We start from the raw sequence: 22,797 nt of genomic DNA, 5'->3' as shown, positions 1-22,797 counted from the left end.
CCGGACGGTCAGCTCGCCGGGGTCAGCGGGGTGCCGTTCGACCCCGCGGGCGGCACCGCCCCGACCGGCGCGTTCGCCACGCCGAGGCGTTCGGCGGCGTCCAGCAGGTCGCTGAGCGCGGGCGCGTTCGGGCCGCCGGACGAGGCGAGCCGCGTCAGCAGCGCCGCGATCGTCAGGTCCCCGACGCCTCCGCCGCCGGCCGCCCCCAGCACCCGGGTCAGGTCGCCGCTGAGCGAGCCCGTCCCGTCCAGCCACGAGCCGCCCAGCGCCCGCACGGTCTCGGAGTTCCCGACGAACCCGTCCACGCTCTTGCCGAGCGCGATCGACCCGAGGAGCTTGTCGAAGAACACGCTGTCGCCGCCGACGATGTCGATGTCGGCCTTCTCCAGCCCCGCCGCGAGCACCGTCGCCTGCGCCTCCGCGACCTCCCGCTGCACCTGGATGCCGGCCAGCCGGATGTCCTTCTCCGCCGCCAGCCGCAGCCGGTACTCCTCGTGCTGGCGCGTCGCGTCGTCCAGCGCCGCCATCGCCGCCGCCTTGTCGGTGAGCCCCTCGGCCTCGGCCTTCAGCCCGCCCTTGATCCGGACCGCCTCGGCGAGCGCCTTCTGCTCGGCGACCGCCGCCTCGGCGCGGCCGACCTTCTCGATCGCCGCCGCGTCCCGCTCCCGGACCTCGACCTCCGCGAGGCCCTCCGCCGCGGCCTCCGCGCGGATCCCCTCGGCCAGCCGGATCTTGGCCTGCGCGTCCAGCTCGGACGCCTGCCGCCGCGCGTCGGCCATCGTCAGCTGCTCGCGGGCGCGGTGCTGCGCGGCGGCCTCCGCCGCCTCCGCCGCCTTGATGTCCTTGACGAGGCTCTCCTGCGCCTCCGCCTCGGCCTGGATGATGACCGCCTGGCGGGTCCGCTCGGCCTCCTCGACCACCCGCACCCGCTTGATGGACTCCTCCTGCTCGGCGACGGTCCGCTCGACCGCGATCCGCTCCCGGATCACGTTCGCGATCTCCCGCTTCTCGCCCTCGACCTCCTTGTTCGCGGCGATGCGGGTCAGCTCCGTCTCCCGCTCGCGGGCGATGACCTCCAGCATCCGGTCCTTCTCGATCCGCTCGTTCTCGACCGCGATGACCCGCTCCTTGTTCTTCGCGGCCACCGCCACCTCGCGGTCGCGGTTCTCCTGCTGCACGCCGAGCTGCTCGTCGGTGCGGATGTGCGCGGTCTGCGCGCGCAGCCGCTCCTCCGCCTGCACCCGCTCGGTCTCCGCCTTCTCCCGCGCCCGGACGGTCTCGATCTCGCGCTGCTGCCGCAGCTCCGCGTCCGCCTGGCGGCGCTCCAGCTCGAGGATCGCCTCGCGCGCCTCCACGTTCTGGCGGGTGATCTCCTTCTCCTCGTTGCGGGTGTACTCGTTGGTCCGGACGTGCTCGATCGCGGTCAGCTCGGTGATCTTCCGGATGCCCTGCGCGTCGAGGATGTTGGACTTGTCCAGCGACAGCAGCGGCGTCTGCTCCAGGTAGTCGATCGCCGCGTCCTCCAGGCTGTAGCCGTTCAGGTCGGTGCCGATGAGCTCGATGATGTGGTCGCGGAACTCGTGCCGGCGGGTGTAGAGGTCGGTGAAGTCCAGGTGCTTGCCGACGGTCTTGAGCGCCTCGGAGAACTTCGCCGCGAACAGCGCCTGCAGCGTGTCCTGGTGGCTGGCGCGGTCGGTGCCGATCGCCTGCGCCACCTTGATCACGTCCTCGACGGTCTTGTTCACCCGGACGAAGAACGTGATGCGGATGTCGGCGCGGATGTTGTCCCTGCAGATCAGCCCGTCCCGGCCGGTCCGCTCGATCTCGATCGTCTTCACCGAGATGTCCATCAGCTCGGCCTTGTGCAGCACCGGCAGGACCACCGCGCCGGTGAAGGTGACGTCGACCTTCTTCAGCTTGGAGATGATCAGCGCGCTGCCCTGGTCGACCTTGCGGAACAGCCGCGTCATCATCAGCGCGAGGCCGAGTGCGATGAGCAGCGCGAGCGCGATCAGCACGCCCGCTCCGATCGTGATGGCGTCCATCGGGATCCCTGTCTACTGGGGGGATGTGGGGATGCGGGGGTCAAGAGGGTGCGAGGCCGGAGTGCGGTCGGATCAGGGGGTCGGGCCGTCGTAGGGCATGACCCAGAAGAACTGGCCCTCCGGATCGAAGTCGAAGATCAGCGCGATGCTGCCCGCGCCGAGCGCGGGTCGCACGGTGCCGCCCGGCGGCCCGCCGGCCGCGCCGCCCGGCGGGCCTTCGGCCGCCCCGGTCCCTGCGCCTTCGGCCGCGACGTCCAGCGCGTGCCGGCGGACCTGCACGATGGCGGACGAGCCGTCGTCGGCGGTCACCTCGGCCTGGCCGAAGTCCACGCCGACCCGCCCGGTGCGGATGACGCAGGTGCGGCCGACGAAGTCGCGCAGCGACGCCGCCGGCTCCTCCCGGAACACGCGGCGCAGCGGGACGATGGCGAGCCGCGTCCCGAGCCATGCCGCCGCGAGCGCCACGGCCAGGACGGCGGCGGCGAGCGGCGCCGCGGGCGTGCCGCCGCCGGCCAGCACCGACCCGGCCAGGCTCGCGAACCAGGCCAGCGCGATCAGCAGCGACAGCGTGATGGTGGCGGGGACGCCGCCCAGCCCGATCGCGGCCAGCGGCCCGCCCGATCCGTGGCCGTCCTCGTGGCCGCCGGACGTGTCGTGGCCGCCACCGTGCCCGTCCATGCCGCCGTGCCCGTGGACGGCCCCGTGCCCGTGCGCCGCGCCGTGCCCGTGGAAGGCGCCGTGCCCGTGGAAGCCGCCGTCTCCGTGGAAGTGGCCTCCCCCGCCGGCACCGGCCCCCGTATGGCCATCGGTGCCGGCGTGGAAGTGCCCCAGGCCGCCGAGCAGGACGAGCGCCCAGTACGCGGCGACCACCACCAGAGAGAAGCTGAAAAGCGCCGTGGGGAAGCCGAGCACGGTGTCGACGAATTCACGCATGGGGGTGCACGCTCCCGCCTCGAGGCGTCATTCACCGTCCGGGCCGTAAATGCGGTCGCCGGTTCACCAGGAAATGCGCAGCCGTATTCGACGTTCCCGCCGGATACGGCAGGTCATGTGTCCGGAAAGGAGTCCGCCCAGGTCGCGGCCATCAGGCCGGGGCGCGCGCCGGGGCCGCGCGAAGCGGGGTGCGGGGTGTCGCGCGGCGTCCGCCGCAGCGTGAGAAAGGGCCGGGGAGTCATCAGGTACAACCTCCTGGTCGGAGACAAATCCTGTCTCGCCGACCAGACTTCCCGGCACACCGGGAGTTACTTTAGCGCAGTTTTGACGGGGGTGGAAGCCTTTTGTGGGCTTCCGGCGGCCGTTGCCCGCGTTTCCGGGTGGACGGCGCCGTTTCCGGGATACGGCAGGATGGCAGGCATTCGTCCCCCCTCGGAGAAGGCAGGAGTCATCGTGGGATCGCCCCCCGCAGCCCTGGACGGCCCGCCGGCCCGCCCGTTCTGGAGATCGCTCGGCTGGGGGCTGCTCGTCCCGGTGTCGTTCACGGCCGGCGGCTTCCTCGCCCAGTACCCGCACGGGCTCGTCGTGGCGGGCGTCGTCGTCGCCCTGGCCGCGCTCGCCGTCGCCGCGACCCTCGCGGGCGGGATCTGGCACCGGCCCGGCGCGGCCGTCCTGCTCTCCTGCACCGGCCTCGCCCTGACCTTCTTCGCCGGACCCGGCCTGTACGAGCTCTACATGAAGACGGCCGGGAAGCCCGTCCGCGCCGTCGTCGCGCACGTCGAGAAGCGGGACGCCCGGCGCGGGGCCGACCTGTCGTGCACCGTGGTCGAGGCCGCCGGCGGGCGCGCCGTCCACCACCTCACGGAGCAGCAGAACTGCTCCGCCGACCTCAGGCCGCTCCAGGCGGTCACGCTGCGCACGGATCCGGCGGGCCTGCTGAAGCCGCGGCTTCCGGACGGTCCCGACGACGGCGGTGATACAGCTCTGGCCCTGGAGATAGCGGCGGGTCTCTTCGTGGTCACCGGCGCCGCGACGTTCTCCGCGAGCCTGCGCCGCCGGACCAAGTAGCCGCGGCAAGCAGCCGCGATGAGCGGTTGCAACGGGTAGTCGAGCTGTCACGTTCAGCGAACTCTGAGGTCGGTCTGAGGTCCGGTTCAGGCGGCGCCCCTAGCTTCACGCGCCATGACCAGCCAGTCCCACCGGCCCGTGTTCGTCCTCGGCTGCCCGCGCTCCGGCACGACGCTGCTGCAGCAGATGCTGCACTCGCACCGGCGCCTGGCGGTGCCGTCCGAGACCAGGTTCGTGCACGTCGCGTACGCGCGGCGGCTCGGCTTCGGCGACCTGCGGGCGGAGCCGAACCGGCGGGCGCTCGCCGAGTGGATCACCGCGGGCGAGGGGACGAAGTTCGACGTCCTCGGGCTGGACCCGGGCGCGGTCGCCGGCGACATCGTGTACGGCCCGCCGACGCTCGGCTCGGCGCTCGCGGCCGTGTTCCGCCGCTACGCGCGGGAGCACGGCAAGGCGCGGTGGGGCGACAAGCGGCCGAGCTACTTCCGCAAGGTACCGATGCTGCTGCGGATGTTCCCGGACGCGCAGTTCGTCCACCTGGTCCGCGACGGCCGCGACGCGGTCAGCTCGCTCGCGCGGATGCCCTGGTACGACGGCGACGTCTACAGCGCTGCGCTGACCTGGCGGGAGGCCGTCGACACCGGGAGCCGGCTCGCGCGGCGGCTCGGCCCCGGCCGCTACTTCGAGATGCGCTACGAGGATCTCGTCGCCGAACCCGAGCGGTCGCTGGTCGCCCTGTGCGGGTTCCTGGGGGAGGAGTACGACGAGGCGATGGCCGAGCCGCACCACCACGCGCGCCGGACGGTCCCGGCCGAGCGCCGGTGGCACCTGCGGACGTACGAGGCCGTCAACGACCGCAACGTCGGCGCGTGGGCGGTGCGGATGCGGCCGTGGGAGGCCGACCTCGTCGAGCACGTCCTCGCGGACCGGCTGCGGCGGCACGGGTACGCGCTGGCGGGACGGGACCGTCCGGAGGCGGCGCACGTCGCGCGATTCCGCCGGACGGCGGCGCACCGATGGCGGGCCCAGCGCGCGCGGGCGATCCGGGATCGGGCGGCGCGGCTGCGCGAGCCGAATCCCGTCGGTTCATTGCTGACCGGTCCGGCGACCGGATCGGAAATACTTCCCATTTCGCCCGATCAGTGACCGAACGGGCGCGTCCGTCGGGCGCGCGGCGCCCCTTTCGGACCGCCTTCCACCCCGCCGGCGCCCGTCTTCAGGGCCCGATTGGGCGGTTGTCCGAAATTCTCATGGAACGTACCCGGCCCGGCTCGCCGCCCGCCGCGGGCACGGGGGCGCGGTCCTGGGGAACGGTGCAGGTCGCGTGCCGTGGGACGGCCGGCGGGGGAGGAGTGGCCGCGTGGGGCGGCCGTGACGGCGGTCGCCTGACGGCGCCCGTCGTGGGCCCCTTACGGAACCTGTTACCGTCCGGTACACCGGCTCCGTTTTACCGCTCTGCTGACTTAATTTACGGAAAAGTGACATGCTCGTGGCCGATAGTTCACAGACGGCTATGTGACATGCCGAACATATGCATGTACCGTGCCATGTGCTCAGCTACGGATGGCCATCGGGGTTTGGTTCAGAAGATCCTCTGACAAAAAGGGGAGCGCGGTGAGCGGATCGCAAACAATTTCCCACGACGAACTCCAGATGTGGCTTCTTGACCGCATCGCCTTCTACCTCGACAGGCCGACGGAAAATATTGACCCGGCGGTCGAACTGGCACGTTACGGCGTCGATTCGGTGTACGCCATCAGCATCATCAGCGACATCGAGGACCACCTGCAGGTGGAGGTGGACGTGGCCGAGGCGCGGCGCCGCGAGACGGTCGCCGACCTCACCGCCTACCTCCTCGACCTCGTCGCGTGATGGCCGGCCCGCCGGCCGCGGGCGCCGCCCTGGTGGTGCTCGGCGACAGCGTGGCCGAGGGCCGCGACGATCCCGACCCCGCGGGCGGCTGGCTCGGCTGGGCCGGCCGCCTCGCGCGGCGCCTCGGCGTGGACTCCGGTGACGTGCTGAACGTCTCCGACGCGGGCGCCACGATCGAGGACGTGGTGCGCGACCAGCTCCCCGCCGTGCGCGCCGCGCGGCCCCGGCTGGCGGTGCTCGGCTGCGGCATGAACGACGCGCTGAACGGGTTCGAGCCCGCCGCGGCGGGCGCCCGGCTGGACGAGGTGCACGGCTGGGCGCGGGACGCCGGCGCCGTCCTGCTGGCGATTCCGGTGCCCCGCCCGCCGCTGCTCGACCGGTCGCCCATCTCGCAGTTCCGTAAGAAACGCGTGCTCCAGCGCATCGCCTTGTTCAACATCGAGCTGGAACGTGCCGCGCGCGACTTCGGAATGGCTTTCCCGGCCCGTGAAACGGTGACGAAAATCGCTGACCCAGCGATGTGGAGTTCCGACGGGATCCACCTCAGCCCGGCCGGGCACGATTATGTCGCGGAGGTGATCGAACACCTCGCCGCCGGCATGCTCGGCGAGCGTGCCAACTGAGATCGGGACAGTCTCGGGGGCAGTCGAACAGTCGGGATGACGATGAAGAGACCATTCTCGCCCGCCCATGTCCCGCGATCGCCGGCGCGGTTCGCCGCCGGCGGCTCCCACCCGCCCCCCGCCGTCCACCGGGCCCGGGCGCACGACCGCGCCCGGGCCGCCGAGGCGGGCGCCGCCACCGCGGCGCGCGCCGTCACAGCGAAGGGAGCGGCGACGTGACGGTCCCCGGAACGTTCCGAGCGGCGGTGGAGGCCAAGGACCTCGACGCCATCACGCGGGCCCTGGACCCGGGCATCGAGTTCCACAGCCCGGTGATGGTGAAGCCCTACCTGGGACGCGACGCGGTCACCGCGCTGCTGCGCGTCCTGCTGGAGGTGTTCGAGGACTTCCGCTACACCGACGAGCTCGCCGGGACGGACCCGGCGAGCGCACCGTCCCAGGCGCTGGTGTTCAGCGCGCGGGTGATGGGCAAGGCGGTGCAGGGCCTCGACCTGCTGAGGTTCGGCGAGACCGGGCTGGTGACGGGGCTGACGGTCATGGTCCGGCCGCTGCCCGCGGCGATGACGCTCGCCCGCGCGGTCGGCCGCCGCATGGAGGACCAGGGGGCGTGACGGGACGCCCCCTTCGTGATGGGGCGGCGCGGACCGGGGGTGCGGGGGGCCGCCCCGGAAGGCGCCGTCCCGGCGGCGGCGCGTGCCGGTGAGGGCACGCGGGCGCCGCGACAAGTTCGGCTACAGGGAGTGGAAGATGGACAGCGGAATGGTCCCCGCACGCGCCGGCCTGTCACCGGCGCACGGCATCGCAGCCGATCTGGACGGCTTCCTCGGCGATCCCATGGACGACGAGGCCGGCCCGTTCTCCTACAAGGCGATCGTCGAGGCCGAGGAGCGCGACGAGCTGCCCCCCGGCGCGGTGGACGCCGTCCGGGCCTGGGGGTTCCCCAAATACCTGGTGCCGTCCGGGCTGGGCGGGCGCCTGACGACGCTGGAGGAGCTGTTCTTCGTCACCCGAGGCATCTCGCGGCGCAGCGTCACGGTCGCGGTGATGTACGGGTCGGGCCTGCTGGCGGTGAACCCGGTATGGCTGTGGGGCGACGACCGGCAGCGCAGGACGGTCGCGGACGGCGTGCTGAACGGCGACCTCGCGTGCTTCGGGGTGTCGGAGGCCGACCACGGCAGCGACGTGATGGCGAGCGAGTCCGAGGCGGTGAGCAAGGGCGACGAGCTGGTGCTGACCGGGACGAAGTGGCCGGTCGGCAACGCGACGCGCGGGCGGTTCGTCACGACGTACGCCAGGACCGGCCCGCGCGACTTCTCGCTGCTGCTGGTCGACAAGACGGCCCTGGAGCCGGAGAGCTGGTCGACGCTGCCGCCCGTCCGGACGGTCGGGCTGCGCGGCCACGACCTCAGCGGCGTCGTGTTCGACGGGGCGCGCCTGCCCGCGGACTGCGTGATCGGGCGGCGCGGGGCCGGGCTCGTCCAGACCCTGAAGACGCTGCAGATCACCCGGACGGCGATCGCGGCGCTGTCGGTCGGGACGATGGACGCGGTGGTGCGGATCGCGATGGAGTACGCGCACCAGCGCACCCTCTACGGCGCGGACATCTACCAGATCCCGGTGATCCGCGACCATCTGCTGAAGGCGCACCTGGACCTGCTGATCGCCGAGTGCGTCGCGATACCGGTGGCGCGCGCGCTGACGGTCGCGCCGGGCCGGCTGAGCCTGTGGTCGTCGATCGTGAAGTACTTCGTCCCGGTGCAGGGGGACGAGGTCGTCGCGAGCATGGGAACGGTCCTGGCGGCGCGCGGCTACCTGCGCGAGGGCGTCGCGCACGGGGTGTTCCAGAAGCTGCAGCGCGACCACGCGATCGCGAGCATCTTCGAGGGCACCACGCACGTCAACCTCGCGAACGTCGCGGCCCAGCTGCCGTTCCTCTGCCGGCCGCCGGACGAGACGGGCGGCGAGGACGAGCTGCTCGCGGAGCTGTTCTCCTGGACCCGGACGCCGCCGACCTGGCAGCCGGACGGACGCCGCCTCCAGCTCACCAACGAGGGCCGCGACGAGGTCGGGCAGCGGTTCGAGCAGATCTCCGAGGAGCTGCTCGCTGCGGCGAACGCGCACGCCGCGCCGGGCGTCGCCGCCGAGCTGAAGGACCTGGTGTCCAGCATCGGCGCGCTGCGCGCGAAGGTCGACGAGGGCATCCGGGAGAGCGAGGGCGACACCTCGTCGGTGGCGGCGCTGATGCGCGCGCGCCGGTACTGCGAGCTGCACGCGATGGTGTCGTGCATGCTCACGTGGCTGCACAACCACCGCGAGTTCGGCGGCGCGTTCGCGGGCGGGCAGTGGCTCGTCCTGTGCCTCCAGCGGCTGCTGCAGCGCACCTACCCGGACACCGTCCTGTCGGAGGAGTTCCTGCCGACGCTGGAGGACGCGATGTTCCGTTCCTCCGGCGAGGGCCGCTGGTTCACGCTGACGACGCTGGCCGAGGACGTGTGACGGCGCCATGAGCATGGGCAAGCACATCGATTTCGTGTCGGCCGTCCGGGAGACCGTGCGGACGCACGGGGACGCGCGGGGCTTCACCTTCGTCAAGGAGGAGCCGGGCCCCGGCCGCGCCTACCGCGAGGACGTGCTCGGCCTCGCCGAGCTGGACCGGCGGGCCAGGGCGCTGGCCCGCCGGCTGGAGGAGCGCGGCCTGCGGGACCGGGCCGTCCTGCTGCTGTATCCGGAGGGCCTGGAGTTCATGGCGGCGTTCGTCGGCTGCCTGTACGCGCGGGTCGTGGCCGTCCCGGCGCCGCTTCCGGTGCTGGACGCGGGGCGCTTCGACCGCACCCGCCGGATCATCGCCGACGCCGACATCACCTGGATCCTCACCGACAGCGCCCATCTCGCGGGGCTGGAGGGGTGGCTGAAGGAGGCGGGGCTCGCCGGGAAGGTGCAGTGCCTCGACACCGAGGCCGCCGGCGGCGAGGACCTGCTCGCGGACGCGGACGCGTGGACGATGCCGGAGTTCGGCCCGGACACGCTCGCCTTCCTGCAGTACACGTCCGGTTCGACGAGCGAGCCGAAGGGCGTGATGGTCACCCACCGGAACCTGCTGTACAACGCCGAGGAGATCAGGCGGCGCATCCAGGGGACGCCGGAGTCGATCGGCGTCGGCTGGGTGCCGCACTTCCACGACATGGGGCTCGTCGGCCAGTTCCTGGAGCCGCTGTACCTCGGCATGCGGTACGTGCTGACGTCGCCGATCACCTTCATCAAGCGGCCCGCGCTGTGGCTGGAGCTCGTCACCCGGCACCGCGCGACGATCATCGTCGCGCCGAACTTCGGGTACGAGCTGACGCTGCGCCGCGTCACCGACCGGCAGCTGGAGGCGCTGGACCTGTCGTCGCTGCAGACGGTGAAGAACGGCGCCGAGCCCGTCCGGGCGGCGACGCTGGAGCGGTGGTGCGAGCGGTTCGCGCCCGCCGGGTTCGAGCCGCGGATGTGGATGCCGTGCTACGGCATGGCGGAGGCGACGCTGCTCATCAGCGCCGCGCCGTGGGGCACGGGCCCGGTGATCCGCGACTTCGACGCCGCCGCCCTGTCCCGCGGCCGGGCCGTGCCGGCGGAGGAGTCCGAGGAGCGCGAGGGGCCGGGCGGGGACGCGGCGGACGCGGGCGCGGACGCGGCGGACGGGGTGGACGGAACGGTGCGGCGGCTGGTGAGCAGCGGCCGCCCGGTCACCCTGGACGTCCGCATCGTCGACCCCGACAGCCTGGAGCCGCTGCCGGACGGCCGGGCGGGGGAGATCTGGGTGCGCGGCGGCAGCGTCGCGGCGGGCTACTGGCGCAGCCCGGTCGCGACGCGCGTGACGTTCCAGGCGCGCACCGCGGACGGCGACGGCCCGTTCCTGCGCACCGGCGACCTCGGGTTCGTGGACGGCGGCGAGCTGTTCGTCACCGGCCGCCGCAAGGACCTGATCATCGTCAACGGCCGCAACATCCACGCCCACGACATCGAGGAGACCGCGCAGGCGGCCCATCCCGCGGCGCTGATCGGCGCCGCGTTCGTGCTCGACGGCGTGACGACCGAGGACGGCCGGGAGCAGGTCGTGCTCGTCCAGGAGATCAGCACGCGGGCCGCCGCGGGGACGACGCCGGACGAGCTCGCGGGGCTCATCAAGGCCGCCGTGGCGCGCGCGCACGAGCTGCCCGCGCTCAGCGTGGTGCTGACCGGGCGCGGCTCTGTGCGCCGCACGACGAGCGGGAAGCTGCGGCGCGGCCCGACCCGCCAGGCGCTGCTGGACGGCGAGATCGGGGCGCTCGGGGCGGACCTCGAACCGGGCGTCGCGAAATTCGTCCATACTCGACCTAGTCAAAAGCATGACTAATCATGTCGTTGTCTGATAACGTCGGGCATCACCCTGAGTCAAGCAGGGAGAGAAGTCCGATGGCCTTGCGTCACGCGGTCCTGGCGGCGTTGCTCGACGGCGAGTACAGCGGCTACCAGCTGGCCAAGATCTTTGATTTGTCGGTCTCCAACTTCTGGCACGCCGTTCCGCAGCAGCTCTACTCCGAGCTGTCGAGGTTGGAGACCGAAGGACTGATCAGCGGACGGCAGGTCATCCAGCACGACCGACCCAACAAGCGCGTCTACACCGTCACCCGGGCCGGCGTGGACGAGCTGGAGCGCTTCGCCAGCACGCCCGCGAAACCCGGGACCATCCGCGAGAACATCCTCGTCATGGTGCAGGCCGTCGACCACATCTCCGCGGACGCGGTGATCGCGCAGCTCGAGGAGCGCGCCCGCATGTCCGCCGCGAAGGTCGAGCTGTTCGAGCGCATGCTCGTACGCCTGCGCGGTGACCTGGACGAGCACACGTTCCTGCGCAGCGCCACGCCGATCGGCCCGTACCTGACGTGCCTGCGGGGCCGCCGGTTCGAGCAGGAGCACCACGAGTGGTTCACCAGCACCGCCCGGCTGCTGCGCGCCAGGGCGGGCGCCCACGCCGAAGGGGGCGAGGCGCCATGACCGGCGCCGGCCGCACGGCCGCAGGCCGCACGGCTCCGGCCCCTTCGCACACCGTGCCTCCGTACGCCCCCGTCCCGGCGCCGCCGGGCGGGCGGCGCGGGACGCCCCACCGGGCGCCCCGGACGGCGGCACGGGCATTCACCCCCAGCGACCTCCCCGGCCGGGAGTCAAGGCCGGGCCGGGACGGGCCGCCACGCCTTAGTCAAGGAGGCGTTCCACATGTCGGGCGAACACCGCACCATCGAGTTGCCTAGCACCCTGGCCACCCCCCACCACTCCGTCCCCGCACACCCGCACGGGCTCACCGCGATGGACGGGCCGGACCCCGTCCTGCTCGGCGAGCTGACCCTGCCCGCCGAGCGCGCGTCGGTCCCGCGGGCCCGCGCCTTCGGCCGCGCCGTCCTCGGCTCCGCCGGGGCCGCGCACGTCGGCGACGACGCGGAGGTCCTGATCTCCGAACTGGTCACGGGGGCCGTCCGGCACGCCGCCGGCACCGGCTCGCTGCTGTGCCTGCGGCTGCTGCGGGACGGGTCCCGGCTGCGGATCGAGGTCCACGACCGCGGCGCCGCGCTGCCGCACTCCAGGCCCGTCGACCTCATGGAGGAGACCGGCCGCGGCTGGTTCCTCGTCGCCGCGCTCGCCTACCGGCACGGCACCGACCTCACCGCCTCCGGCAAGACGGTCTGGTGCGAGCTGGACGGCTGGCCGCTCGACGAGCGGCACGCGCGCTGACCCGGGCACCGTCCCGGCCCGAGCACCCGCGCGGGCCCGGGCGCGGTGCACCGTTCGCGGCGCCGCGCCGCCCCTTCCCGCCGGTCACCTGAACGGCGGGACCCACGCGCGCGCGCCGACGGACGCCCATACCGGCGGCGATGGGGATTGCCATGTCCGTGGAGTACTACCGGGCGGATGGGATACGCGCCACGGCGGACGAGGCGCAGCGGCTGCTGCTGGACGCGCGGTCGAGGCTGCTCGCCCAGGACGTCATCCGCGTCGGCGGAGTCGTGGTGGTCGTCTCCACCTGGTTCACCGTGATCGACCTCGGGTTCGCGGCGAACGGGAGACCCCTGCTCTGGCAGACGATCGTGTCCGACCTGTCGATGCACGCCGACGTCGGGCGCTACAGCACGCGGGAGAAGGCGGCGCGCGGCCACGCCGAGGCGGTCGAGATGATCACCGGCCGGCTGCGCGGCCTGGTCGCCCGCGCCGCACTGGACGAGGCGCGCCCGTGAGCGCCCCGTCCCGCCCCCGGCGAGGCGCGGCCCCCGGAGCCCGCCCGCCCCGACCCGAGTTCGACGAACCCTGCACCGGGCCGACAGCCGGCCCGACCCCGACGAGTGGGTGATCGGATTGGACACCGAAGGCCGGCCGACGGCCCCGAACGCGGCCCCGGCCCGGGAGGATCCCGGCGACGGCGACTTCGCCGCGGAGAGCACGCGACGCACGAGACGCACCGGCGAGGAGAGCGCCCGGTCCCGGAAACGGCGGCCGATCCGCATGCGCATCACCGCGCTGCTCCTCGTCCCCCTGGTCTCCCTGATAGCCCTGTGGGCGTTCGCCGCGAACATCACGCTGGGCGACGCGTTCGACAAGTACGACTTCTCCACCACCTACGAGAAGATCGGACTGCCCGGCATCACGCTCGTGAGCCAGCTCCAAGCGGAACGTTCCCTGAGCGTCGCGGCGCTGGTCACGCAGCAGCCCCAGTACAAGCAGAAGCTCGCGCAGCAGCGGGCCCGGGTCGACGGCCTGGAGGCCGCCTTCAAGAGGTCGGCGCTGTCCAAGGACGCGCAGGACGCCGCGAAGCCCGAGACCAAGCAGCGGCTCACCGTCGCCGTCCGGGACCTGGCGAAGCTGCCGCAGCTGCGCGCCAGGGTCGACGCCGGGCGCTTCGAGACGCTCGACCTCATCAACTCCTACAGCACCGTCCTCGACGACCTCGTCTCGGTGTTCAACGGCTTCGTCGCCGTCGACGACGTCAACATCCTCACCCAGGGCCGCGCGCTGATCAGCCTCGGCAACGCCCGCGCCTCCATGCTGAAGGAGGACTCGCTGGTCATCTCCGCGATGGCGCGCGGGGGCCGCTTCACCCCGGCCGAGCACATCGCGTTCGTCCAGTTCGCGGCGCAGGGCCGGCAGGCGTTCGAGGCCGGGCTCGCCGACCTCAACGCCACCATCCGGGCGCCGCTGCAGCAGCTCGCCCAGTCCGCCGGTTTCCAGCGGTACCGCGCGGCCGAGTCGGCGATCGTCAACGCCCGCGGCGACCGGCTGCCCGCCGAGGCGGGCGACTGGACGGCCACCACGCAGCTGCTCGGGCAGGCGTGGGACCAGCGGGTCACCCAGGCGAGCCTCGCGCTGGACGACATGGCCAAGCCGATCGGCAACCGGATCATCATGCGGCTGGTCATCGCGGGCGGGTTCGGGCTGCTCGCCGTGATCGCGTCGATCGTGCTGTCGCTGCTGGCCGCGCGCAGCCTCTCCCGCGAGCTGCGCGGGCTGCAGCGCGCCGCCCTCGACCTCGCCTCGAACCGGCTGCCCCGGGTGGTGGCGCGGCTGCGCCGCGGCGAGGAGGTGGACGTGGAGGCGGAGGCGCCGCCCCTGGTCATCGGCAAGAGCCGGGAGGTGTCCCGGGTCGGGGACGCGTTCACCCGCGTCCAGCACACCGCGATCGAGACCGCCGTCCGCGAGTCCTACCTGCGGCAGGGCATCAGCCGGGTGTTCCTGAACGTGGCGTGGCGCAGCCAGTCGCTGCTGCACCGCCAGCTGCGGATGCTGGACGAGATGGAGCGCGGCGCGTCCGACCCGAAGGCGCTGGAGGACCTGTTCCGCCTCGACCACCTCACCACCCGCATGCGCCGGCACGCCGAGGGCCTGGTCATCCTGTCCGGGACGGCGCCGGGCCGCGGTTGGAGCCGGCCCGTGCACGTCGAGGACGTGCTGCGGTCGGCGATCTCGGAGGTCGAGGACTACACCCGGGTCGAGGTCGTGGTGGTGTCCGGGCGGGCCGCGGTGATCGGCGAGGCCGTCGCCGACATCGTGCACCTGCTCGCCGAGCTGATCGAGAACGCCACGGTGTTCTCGCCGTCGCCGACCGAGGTGCTCGTGCGCGGCGAGATGGGGGCCAACGGGTTCGCGGTCGACGTCATCGACCGCGGCATCGGCCTCGACCAGTCCGAGCTCGACGCGCTGAACCTGCGGCTGTCGCAGCCGCCGGAGTTCGACCTCGCCGTCACCGACCGGCTCGGGCTGTTCGTCGTCGGGCGGCTCGCCCACCGGCACGGCATCAGGGTCGCCCTGCAGCCGTCGCTGTACGGCGGCGTCAGCGCCGTGGTGCTGATCCCGCGCCGGCTGATCGTGGAGGCCGAAGGGCCGGACGACGAGGACGACGCGCCGATCGCGCACCAGGCGGCCGCCCCGGCGGCTCCGGCGCCCCCACCGGCGAACGGCGTGGCGAACGGCGCCGCGAACGGCTCGCTGCGCGCCTGGCCTTCGGGCGCGGCCGGGTCGGCGCCGTCGAACGGGACCGCGATGCTGAACGCGCCGACCCCGTTCGACGTCGAGGCGCCGGCGGTGGTGGACTTCCCCGAGCCGGACGGCACCATGCCGTCCCCGGACGCGACCCAGCCGTCCCCGCACGCGACCCAGCCGTTCCACGAGGCGTGGCGGCTGGAGACGCCGCACCTGGACGCGGGTCCCGCCGAGACGCGGGCGTTCGAGACGCCCGCCTCGTTCGGCGAGGTGCGGGCGGGCGGCGGGCGCGCGCCGCTGCCGCGGCGGGTCCGCGGCGGCAACCTGGCGCCGCAGCTGCGGGACGACCCGCGGGCGACGCCGCGCACGGCACCGGCCCACCCCGACGACGCGCTCGTCGCGTGGGAGGAGCGGTCGGCGGAGGCGTCCCGCGACCTGTTCGCCGCACTGCAGGCGGGCTGGCTGCGGGGACGCGACGAGGACGAGGCACCGGACGGCAGGGAGCGGGCATGAGCGGGCAGGGAACGACCAACGAGCTGAACTGGCTGCTCGACGACCTCGTCGACCGGGTCCCGCAGATCCGCAAGGTCGTCGTGCTGTCGCGGGACGGCCTCGTGATGGGCATGTCGCGGGGCGTCGGGCGGGAGGACTCCGAGTACCTCGCGGCGCTCGCCGCCGGGTTCCACAGCCTGGCCATCGGCGCCCGGCCGCAGCTGGACTCCGGCGAGGTCCGGCAGACGATGATCGAGATGGAGCGCGGCCTGTTCTTCGTCGTCCCGGCCGGCGCCAACAGCTGCCTGGCGCTGCTCAGCGAGGTCGGCGCGAACGCCGGCCTGGTCGCCTACGAGATGACGATGCTGGTCAAACGGGTCGGCAAGCAGCTGTCGACCGGCCTGAGACATCCGGGCCCGGGGCCCGGATCCGGGTGAGCCGCCATGACCCCCAGCGCACCCGGCGCGCCCCGGGGACCCGCCGGTCCCGGTGCTCCCGGGACCGGCGGACCCCCGGGTCCCGGCGGGCCCGGTGCTCCCGGCGGTCCGGGCGCCCCCGGCCGTCCGCACGTGTCCGGCGGTCCGCACGTGTCCGGCGGTCCCGGCGTGTCCGGTACGCCGGGCCTGTCCGGTGTTCCGGGCGCCTCCGGCGGGCCCCCGCCCGCCCCCGGCGACCCCGGTGGCTTCGGCGACCCCGCCGGATACGGGGACCCCGCCGGATACGGCGAGCCGGGCGGTCCCGGCGAGCCCGGCGGCAGCGGCGGTCCGTTCGCTCCGGCGCGGGAGCGGTGGATCGACGCGGCCGCCGGGCCGATCGTCCGCCCCTACGCGGTGACCCGCGGCCGGACCCGGCCGCGCGGCGAGCCGCTCGACATCGTGGCGATCCTCGTCGCGACCGGCCGGGCGCCCGCCGAGCCCGGCCGCCTCTCGCGGCACCAGCGCCGGCTGCTCGCGCTGTGCCGCCGCCCGCACGCCCTGGCCGACCTGGCCTCCGACCTGGACCTGCCGTTCGGCGTGATCCGGGTGCTGGCCGGCGACCTGGTCGACTCCGGCCTGGTGAGCGTCCAGCGCTGGGCCCCCGCCACCCCGTCCGTCCAGCCGCACAACGACCCGAACCTGCTCAGGAGGGTGCTCGATGAACTCCGCGCGCTCTGATCCCCCGCCCGACCACCTCCCGCCCGGCGAGCACGACGAGCGGCTCGACGGGCCGCGGGTCGCGCTGAAGATCCTGGTCGCCGGCGGGTTCGGGGTCGGCAAGACGACCCTGGTCGGCGCGGTCAGCGAGATCCGGCCGCTGCGCACCGAGGAGGCGCTCACCGACCTCGGCGCCGCCGTGGACGACCTGGACGGCGTCGCCGCCAAGACGACCACGACCGTGGCGATGGACTTCGGCCGCATCACGCTGCGCGACGGCGTCGCGATCTACCTGTTCGGCACGCCCGGGCAGGAGCGGTTCTGGTTCATGTGGAACGAGCTGTCGCGCGGCGCGCTCGGCGCGGTCGTGCTGGCCGACACGCGGCGGCTGATGGCGAGCTTCGCGTCCATCGACTACTTCGAGCAGAAGGGCACGCCGTTCGTGGTGGCGGTCAACTGCTTCGACGACGCCGACCGCTACGAGCCGCCGGAGATCCGCACGGCGCTGGACATCGACCCGCACGTGCCCGTGCTGCTGTGCGACGCGCGGCGGAACGGGTCGGCGAAGGAGGTGCTGGTCGCGCTGGTGGAGCACGCGCTGCGGATCGCGGGCGCGGCGGCCTCCCGGCCCCCGTCCGAGCCGGGGCCCCGGCCCTGGCCCGCCCCCGCCCGCGCGGAGGGGTAGCCCATCGGGAGGCGGCGGATCCGCTCCCGGCGCCGGAAGGGGCCGGGCGGGTCCGCCGCCGCGGTCAGGCGGATTCGCCGTCGGACGCGGGCAACGGCGACCCCATCACGATCTCGTCCACGGCGACGTCGTGCCCGTCCGCGCAGCGGACCTGGGCGGTCACGGCCTCGCCGCAGCCGGCGTGCCGGAGCGCGACCTGCCGCCCCTCCTCGCCGGGCAGGTACGTCTCGCCCCACTCCATGAGGCTGACCAGCGTCGGCGCGAGGTCCAGCCCCATCTTGGTCAGGTGGTACTCGTAGCGGGTGCGCTGCCCGGGCTCCTGGTAGGGCTCGCGGACGAGCAGCCCCGCCTTCACCAGGTGGCGGAGGCGGGCGGTGACGGCGGACTCGGTCATCTCGAGGTTCTTCACGAAGTCGCCGAACCGGTTCGTCCCGAAGTACGCCTCGCTGAGCACCAGCACCGCCGACGGCGGGCCGAGCGCGGCGAGCGTCCGCGCGACCGGGCAGTTCTGCATCGACCAGGTGTCGCGGTCGGCGAAATGCCCCTCAAGTGCGATCGTCACGGCAACCACTATAAACCTGCTGACTTCGCTTGACCAAAGTCAGGTGGCCGGGTTAGCGTCCCTGACTATGGTGAAACAAAGTCAGGTGCGCCCGGGGACGTCGCTCGCGGTGCTGTCCGTCGCCTCCTTCATGGCGGGCCTCGACCTGTTCATCGTCAACGTCGCGTTCGACGACATCGGCCGCGACTTCGCCGGGACGTCCCTGGCCGACCTGTCCTGGGTGCTCAACGGCTACGCGATCGTGTTCGCGGCGCTGCTCGTCCCGCTCGGCCGGCTCGCCGACCGCTACGGCCGCAAGGCCGGCCTCGTCCTCGGTCTCACCGTCTTCACCCTCGCCTCCCAGGCCTGCGCCCTCGCGCCCTCGCTGTGGTGGCTCGTCGCGTTCCGCGTCGTCCAGGCCGCGGGCGCCGCCGCGCTCATCCCCACCAGCCTCGGTCTGCTGCTGTCGGTGTTCCCGCCCGGACGCCGCGCCGGCGCCGTCCGCATCTGGTCGTCGGCGTCCGCGCTCGCCGCCGCCGCCGGGCCCGCCGTCGGCGGGGTCCTGGTCGACTCGTCCTGGCGCTGGGTTTTCGAGGTGAACGTGCCGATCGGGCTCCTCGCGACCGCCCTGGCACTGCGGTTCGTGCCCGACAGCCGCGACGGCGCCTCGGCCCGCGTCCCCGACCTTCCCGGTGCCGCCGTGCTGACCGGCGCGATCGCGCTGCTCGCGCTCGGCCTGGTGAAGATCAACGACTGGCCGGGGCAGCGCACCGCGATCGTGGTGGGCACCTCGGTGATCGCCCTCGCCTTCTTCTGGGGACGCTCCCGGCGGCACCCGGCGCCCGTGATCGAGCCCGCGCTGCTGTCCGTCCGCACCTTCGCCTGGTCGAACGCCGCGGTCCTGCTCTTCACCGTCGCGTTCGCCGCCGAACTGCTGCTCGGCGTCCTCTGGATGCAGCAGGTGTGGCACTACTCGCCGGTCCGCACCGGCCTCGGCGTCGCGCCCGGACCCCTGATGGTCCCGGTCATGGCGCTGATCGCCGGGAAGATGGCCGCGCGGCGCGTCCCCGTCGGCCTGATCACCGCCGTCGGCTGCATGCTCTGCGCGTTCGGCGTCGTCATGGTGGCGGCCTCGCTCGACGCCACGCCCGCCTACGCCTCCGAGATGCTGCCGGGCTGGCTCGTCGGCGGCGTCGGCGTCGGCCTCGCGCTCCCCACCATCCTGTCCGCCGCCGCCGCGGACCTGCCCGACCACCGGTTCGCGACGGGAAGCGCCGTCGTCAACATGAGCCGGCAGATCGGCAGCGTCCTCGGCGTCAGCCTCGCCGTCGCCGTCCTCGGCTCTCCCCACGGCTACGTGGACGCTCACCGCGCCTACGTGCACGCCTGGCTGATGGTGGGCGCGTTCATGGTCGTCGCCGCGGCCGCGGCCTTCGGCATGACCCCGCGCCGCCACCGGCCCGTCACCCCCGTCCCCGAAACCGAGAAGGAAGTGGTCGCCGGCACTTAACCCCCTGCTTGACACAGAACGCGGGCGCGGACGGAACCTTGACCCGGACCAATGACGGCCCGGTCCGCCCACCGCCCCACCACATGATGGGCATCCCGATCCGGACGGGATGCCCGTCGTGCTTTCCCCGCGTGTGCGTCGCGTGGGCGCGTGTGCGCGCGGGATCAGCGCGGGTGGACGCCGGGAGTCCGGCGCCACGCCTCCAGCAGCCGCGCCGCGGACCCGCCGACCGGCCCGACCGCGTCCGCGAGCACGGACGCGTCCGGCAGGTGCGCGCCGGACACGGCGGCGACGGCGTCCGCCGCGTCCCCGATCGTGGACGAGCACACCGACAGCAGGTAGGCGGGCACGTCCAGTGCCGGATCGGTGCATCCGACCAGCGGCGTCCCGACCGCCGCGATCAGCGGGAACACCGTGCCGGGGATCCCGATCGCCGCCTCCGCCCGCGCGGACGCCTGGAGCGTCGGCACCGCGCTGATCTCGTACTGCCGCCACAACTCCGGGTCCTCGCGGGGGTGCAGGCCGACGAGGACGCGCTTCCCGGCGTCCTTCAGTCGCGCCGCCGACGCGAGCAGCAGTTCGGTGCCGGGCGCGGCGCCGCCCGTCCCGTCCGGGTGGGTGACGCTCGTGACGACCAGCACCAGGCCGCTCTCCGGCGCGCGGCGCGGCAGGTCGTCGGTCTGCGGTGACCCGACGACGCGGACGCGGCGGCGGGTGCCGAGGTAGCTCGCGAACGACCGTGCCTCGGCGTTCGACGACGAGGTGACGGTTCGCAGCCGCGGGCGCAGCCGCTTCGCGCCCGCCGCCTCGTCCGGGCCGAGGTAGGCCAGCGAACTCGCGGCGAGGGGCATGTGCCGGAACCGCGCGGCGCACTCCAGCGGCCAGTCCCCCGCGCCGGTGACGACCAGCAGGTCGGCGCGCGGCGCGGTGTCCGGCGTGGCGACCGGCACCGGGTCGCCGGGCGCGACCTGGGACGGGTCCGGGACGAGCTGGGTCACCTGCACGCCGCGCGCCGCGGCCTCGCGGAGCAGCGGGGAGACGTGGTAGGTGCCCCACGGCTCGTTGGTCGCGATCAGCACGCGGAGGCCGCGAGGGCCGGGGCGGGACGAGGCGCGGGCGGGAGCGGCGGTCGCGCCGAGGGCGGCGGCGCCGAGCGCACCGGCCAGGACCGTCCGCCGGGACGGGGAGAAACTGTCGATCTTGGTCACCGGCTCACCGTAGGAGCCGGGTCCGACCGGCGGATGAACGCGCCGGGAACGCCGGGCGGTGCCGCCCCGTCACCCCAGGTCGGCGATGGACGCGAGCAGCGGGACCAGCAGCCCCGGCAGCTCGGCGTGGGGACGGCCCAGGTCGGCGGCCATCGCGTCGCAGGCCGGGAAGGACGTCACCGCGGCGGCCGCCGCGCTCGCCTCCCGCACCCCGAACGGCGGGCGCAGGCGGCCCTCGCCGTCCAGGCGCTCGACCGCGGCGGTCACCTGCGCCAGCCGCCAGCGCTCGCGCCCGGCGATGACGTCGCGCACCTCCGGATCCACCTCCGCGAGGCTCACCAGCCGGCGCAGCAGATCGGGATCGGTGCCCCAGAACCGGCAGATCCCGGCCACGGTCCCGCGGAACGCGTCCCGCGCGGCGGGCCGGTCGAGCGCCTCCCGCAGGTGCGGGACGACCTCGGAGCGGCCCGCGAGGTCGTCGGCGACCGCCTCCAGCAGGCCGGGCTTGGAGCCGAACCGGCGGTAGACCGTCACGCGGGTGACCCCGGCCTCGGCGGCGACCCGCTCCATGCTCAGGCCGTGGTACCCGGCCTCGACGAGGTGCCGCCGCGCGGCGCCGACGATGGCGCGGCGGGTCCGCTCGACCCCGGCTGCTCGCTCCATGGACCCGATGATACAGGTTGTATATTGAGATACAGGATGTAACACGAAGGAGGACGCCATGGGGACGACCGCGCTCGTGACCGGGGCGAACAGGGGACTGGGCAAGGAGACCGCGCGGCGGCTGGCACGGCGGGGGATGACCGTCCTGCTCGGCAGCCGCGACCCCGTCCGGGGCGATGAGGCCGCGCGGGACCTCGCGTCCGACGGCGACGTGCGGCCGCTGCGGCTCGACGTCACCGACCCGCCGTGCGTCGCGGCCGCCGCCCGGATCGAGGACGAGCACGGGCGCCTCGACGTCCTCGTCAACAACGCCGGGCTCATGGTCGAGGCGCTCGCGACCGAGATGACCGCCGCCGACATGCGCCGCGCCTACGAGGTCAACGTCTTCGGCGCCGTCACCGTCCTGAACGCGGTGCTCCCGCTGCTTCGCCGGTCGGAGTCCCCGCGGGTGGTGAACGTGTCCAGCACGACGGCGTCCCTCACCCTGACCGGCGGCGGCGCGGACTTCGGCGGCGACGCCCACCTGCGGCTCGCCTACTCCAGCTCCAAGGCGGCGCTGAACATGTTGACCGTCCAGTACGCCGCGGCGTTCGCCGCCGACCCCGGCCTCGCGCACATCAAGATCAATTCGGCGACGCCGGGGTACGTCGCGACGGACATGAGCGCGCACCGCGGCACCCGGACCGTCGAGGAGGGCTCCCGGATCATCGTGGACCTCGCCACCCTGCCCGCGGACGGCCCCACCGGCGGATTCTTCCGCGAGCAGGGCCCCGTCCCCTGGTGAGCGGCGCGCTGCGGCGGGGGCGTTCGTAGCATCGGCACATGACCGAGTACTGCCTCGTCTGCGATCACAACGCCCGTATGGACGGGCTGCCGCCCCGCGAGGTCGTCGCGTTCGACGAGCACTGGCGGGTGGCGCACGCCTTCGGCACCGGGACGCCCGGCTGGCTCGTTCTCATGCCGCGCCGCCACGTCACGGCCGTCGCCGAACTGAGCGACGCGGAGGCCGCCGTGCTGGGGGCCTGGCAGGTGCGGCTGTCGCGGGCGCTGCACGCGGTCACCGGGTGCGGCAAGACCTACATCGCGCAGTTCGCCGAGGCCGAAGGGTTCGCGCACGTGCACTTCCATATCGTCCCGCGCGCCGGCGATCTGCCCGCCGACCTGCGCGGCCCGCGCGTGTTCGCGCTGCTCGGACGGCCGCCGGAAGACGATCTCGACGAGGCGCGGCGGGACGGGCTGGCGACGGCGATCCGCCGGCACCTGTGAGCCGCGGGATTAATCACGTGGTGGGGATGGTTATCGGTGTCGTTCTGAAGAGGAGGTTCGACGATGGCACGAAACGATGTCCGGCCGGTCGTGAAGCTGCGGTCGACCGCGGGGAGCGGCCACACGTACGTGACCCGCAAGAACCGCAGGAACGACCCCGACCGCTTGGTGCTGCGCAAGTACGACCCCGTGGAGCGCGCTCACGTGCTGTACCGCGAGGAGCGCTGATCCCGGAGCGGGGGGGGCGGGCGGGCAGGGTTGGGGGGGGGGGGGCGCC

Annotated in this window: 24 protein-coding genes; 19 read left to right on the top strand and 5 right to left on the bottom strand. The window is 73.7% G+C overall.

Going from position 1 to position 22,797, the window contains the following annotated elements; genetic code table 11:
• Nucleotides 1-8 precede the first annotated feature (8 nt).
• Nucleotides 9-2,045 (bottom strand): flotillin family protein, encoded by a 2,037-nt coding sequence (locus ABT299_RS39575; protein ID WP_190854720.1) that lies wholly within the window; start codon nt 2,043-2,045, stop codon nt 9-11.
• A 72-nt stretch (nt 2,046-2,117) separates the two neighbouring features.
• The gene (locus ABT299_RS39570; RefSeq protein WP_500253875.1) at nt 2,118-2,978 is read right to left on the bottom strand and encodes a hypothetical protein; all 861 of its coding nucleotides are present in this window, start codon (nt 2,976-2,978) and stop codon (nt 2,118-2,120) included.
• 453 nt (nt 2,979-3,431) lie between these two features.
• On the opposite strand from ABT299_RS39570, the gene ABT299_RS39565 reads away from it, so the two are divergent.
• From ABT299_RS39565 to ABT299_RS39495, 15 genes are all read left to right on the top strand, one after another.
• Nucleotides 3,432-4,046: a hypothetical protein gene (locus tag ABT299_RS39565; RefSeq protein ID WP_500253874.1), complete on the top strand. Its 615-nt coding sequence runs from the start codon at nt 3,432-3,434 to the stop codon at nt 4,044-4,046.
• A 114-nt stretch (nt 4,047-4,160) separates the two neighbouring features.
• Nucleotides 4,161-5,192 carry a sulfotransferase family protein gene (locus ABT299_RS39560; RefSeq protein ID WP_500253873.1) on the top strand — a complete coding sequence of 344 codons (1,032 nt, stop codon included), beginning with the start codon at nt 4,161-4,163 and terminating at the stop codon, nt 5,190-5,192.
• 468 nt (nt 5,193-5,660) lie between these two features.
• Entirely contained in the window at nt 5,661-5,918 is a 258-nt protein-coding gene (locus tag ABT299_RS39555; protein WP_206699878.1) for a phosphopantetheine-binding protein, read from the top strand.
• Nucleotides 5,918-6,541, top strand: coding sequence for an SGNH/GDSL hydrolase family protein (locus ABT299_RS39550; RefSeq protein ID WP_190854709.1), 624 nt, complete (start codon nt 5,918-5,920; stop codon nt 6,539-6,541). The genes ABT299_RS39555 and ABT299_RS39550 overlap by 1 nt, the downstream gene beginning before the upstream one ends.
• 42 nt (nt 6,542-6,583) lie before the next feature.
• Entirely contained in the window at nt 6,584-6,760 is a 177-nt protein-coding gene (locus ABT299_RS39545; protein ID WP_190854707.1) for a hypothetical protein, read from the top strand.
• A complete protein-coding gene (locus tag ABT299_RS39540; RefSeq protein ID WP_190854705.1) occupies nt 6,757-7,152 on the top strand; it encodes a nuclear transport factor 2 family protein in 396 nt (131 codons plus the stop codon). Before ABT299_RS39545 ends, ABT299_RS39540 begins: the two co-directional genes overlap by 4 nt.
• A gap of 136 nt (nt 7,153-7,288) precedes the next feature.
• Complete coding sequence (locus ABT299_RS39535) at nt 7,289-9,037, top strand: acyl-CoA dehydrogenase family protein (protein WP_433147911.1); 1,749 nt, start codon at nt 7,289-7,291, stop codon at nt 9,035-9,037.
• 7 nt (nt 9,038-9,044) lie between these two features.
• Entirely contained in the window at nt 9,045-10,913 is a 1,869-nt protein-coding gene (locus tag ABT299_RS39530; protein WP_500253872.1) for a fatty acyl-AMP ligase, read from the top strand.
• Nucleotides 10,914-10,972: 59 nt separating this feature from the next.
• On the top strand, nt 10,973-11,554 hold the full coding sequence (locus tag ABT299_RS39525) for a PadR family transcriptional regulator (RefSeq protein ID WP_190854696.1): 582 nt from the start codon (nt 10,973-10,975) through the stop codon (nt 11,552-11,554).
• Nucleotides 11,555-11,773: 219 nt separating this feature from the next.
• The gene (locus ABT299_RS39520) at nt 11,774-12,286 is read left to right on the top strand and encodes an ATP-binding protein (RefSeq protein WP_190854693.1); all 513 of its coding nucleotides are present in this window, start codon (nt 11,774-11,776) and stop codon (nt 12,284-12,286) included.
• Between the two features lie 152 nt (nt 12,287-12,438).
• On the top strand, nt 12,439-12,786 hold the full coding sequence (locus ABT299_RS39515) for a hypothetical protein (protein WP_190854691.1): 348 nt from the start codon (nt 12,439-12,441) through the stop codon (nt 12,784-12,786).
• A 118-nt stretch (nt 12,787-12,904) separates the two neighbouring features.
• Nucleotides 12,905-15,535, top strand: a complete 2,631-nt coding sequence (locus ABT299_RS39510) for a nitrate- and nitrite sensing domain-containing protein (protein WP_500253871.1) — start codon at nt 12,905-12,907, stop codon at nt 15,533-15,535.
• On the top strand, nt 15,532-15,951 hold the full coding sequence (locus ABT299_RS39505; protein ID WP_190854686.1) for a roadblock/LC7 domain-containing protein: 420 nt from the start codon (nt 15,532-15,534) through the stop codon (nt 15,949-15,951). The genes ABT299_RS39510 and ABT299_RS39505 overlap by 4 nt, the downstream gene beginning before the upstream one ends.
• A gap of 132 nt (nt 15,952-16,083) precedes the next feature.
• Nucleotides 16,084-16,668 carry a DUF742 domain-containing protein gene (locus ABT299_RS39500; protein WP_500253870.1) on the top strand — a complete coding sequence of 195 codons (585 nt, stop codon included), beginning with the start codon at nt 16,084-16,086 and terminating at the stop codon, nt 16,666-16,668.
• Nucleotides 16,649-17,332 (top strand): GTP-binding protein, encoded by a 684-nt coding sequence (locus ABT299_RS39495; protein WP_190854681.1) that lies wholly within the window; start codon nt 16,649-16,651, stop codon nt 17,330-17,332. The genes ABT299_RS39500 and ABT299_RS39495 overlap by 20 nt, the downstream gene beginning before the upstream one ends.
• A gap of 64 nt (nt 17,333-17,396) precedes the next feature.
• Here ABT299_RS39495 and ABT299_RS39490 read toward each other — a convergent pair whose 3' ends face one another.
• Nucleotides 17,397-17,894, bottom strand: coding sequence for a winged helix-turn-helix transcriptional regulator (locus ABT299_RS39490; protein ID WP_194736675.1), 498 nt, complete (start codon nt 17,892-17,894; stop codon nt 17,397-17,399).
• A 67-nt stretch (nt 17,895-17,961) separates the two neighbouring features.
• Between ABT299_RS39490 and ABT299_RS39485 the strand changes: the two genes are divergently transcribed.
• Nucleotides 17,962-19,383 carry an MFS transporter gene (locus tag ABT299_RS39485; protein ID WP_500253869.1) on the top strand — a complete coding sequence of 474 codons (1,422 nt, stop codon included), beginning with the start codon at nt 17,962-17,964 and terminating at the stop codon, nt 19,381-19,383.
• Nucleotides 19,384-19,547: 164 nt separating this feature from the next.
• Here the strand turns inward: ABT299_RS39485 and ABT299_RS39480 are convergent, their stop codons facing one another.
• Together ABT299_RS39480 and ABT299_RS39475 are read right to left on the bottom strand one after the other, a co-directional pair.
• Entirely contained in the window at nt 19,548-20,591 is a 1,044-nt protein-coding gene (locus tag ABT299_RS39480; RefSeq protein WP_500253868.1) for a hypothetical protein, read from the bottom strand.
• A gap of 69 nt (nt 20,592-20,660) precedes the next feature.
• Nucleotides 20,661-21,254, bottom strand: a complete 594-nt coding sequence (locus ABT299_RS39475; RefSeq protein ID WP_500253867.1) for a TetR/AcrR family transcriptional regulator — start codon at nt 21,252-21,254, stop codon at nt 20,661-20,663.
• Between the two features lie 58 nt (nt 21,255-21,312).
• Here ABT299_RS39475 and ABT299_RS39470 point away from each other — a divergent pair, with 58 nt between their 5' ends.
• From ABT299_RS39470 to rpmG, 3 genes are all read left to right on the top strand, one after another.
• Complete coding sequence (locus ABT299_RS39470; protein ID WP_500253866.1) at nt 21,313-22,038, top strand: SDR family oxidoreductase; 726 nt, start codon at nt 21,313-21,315, stop codon at nt 22,036-22,038.
• A gap of 38 nt (nt 22,039-22,076) precedes the next feature.
• Nucleotides 22,077-22,520, top strand: coding sequence for an HIT family protein (locus ABT299_RS39465; protein WP_500253865.1), 444 nt, complete (start codon nt 22,077-22,079; stop codon nt 22,518-22,520).
• Between the two features lie 63 nt (nt 22,521-22,583).
• On the top strand, nt 22,584-22,748 hold the full coding sequence (gene rpmG, locus ABT299_RS39460; RefSeq protein WP_190854668.1) for a 50S ribosomal protein L33: 165 nt from the start codon (nt 22,584-22,586) through the stop codon (nt 22,746-22,748).
• The last annotated feature ends 49 nt before the right edge of the window (nt 22,749-22,797 follow it).

Origin of the sequence: Spirillospora sp. NPDC000708, from assembly GCF_040299565.1 — a bacterium.
GTDB lineage: Bacteria > Actinomycetota > Actinomycetes > Streptosporangiales > Streptosporangiaceae > Spirillospora.
Note: the sequence above shows the minus strand (reverse complement) of the source record. Positions and strands in the feature narration are given on the sequence as shown.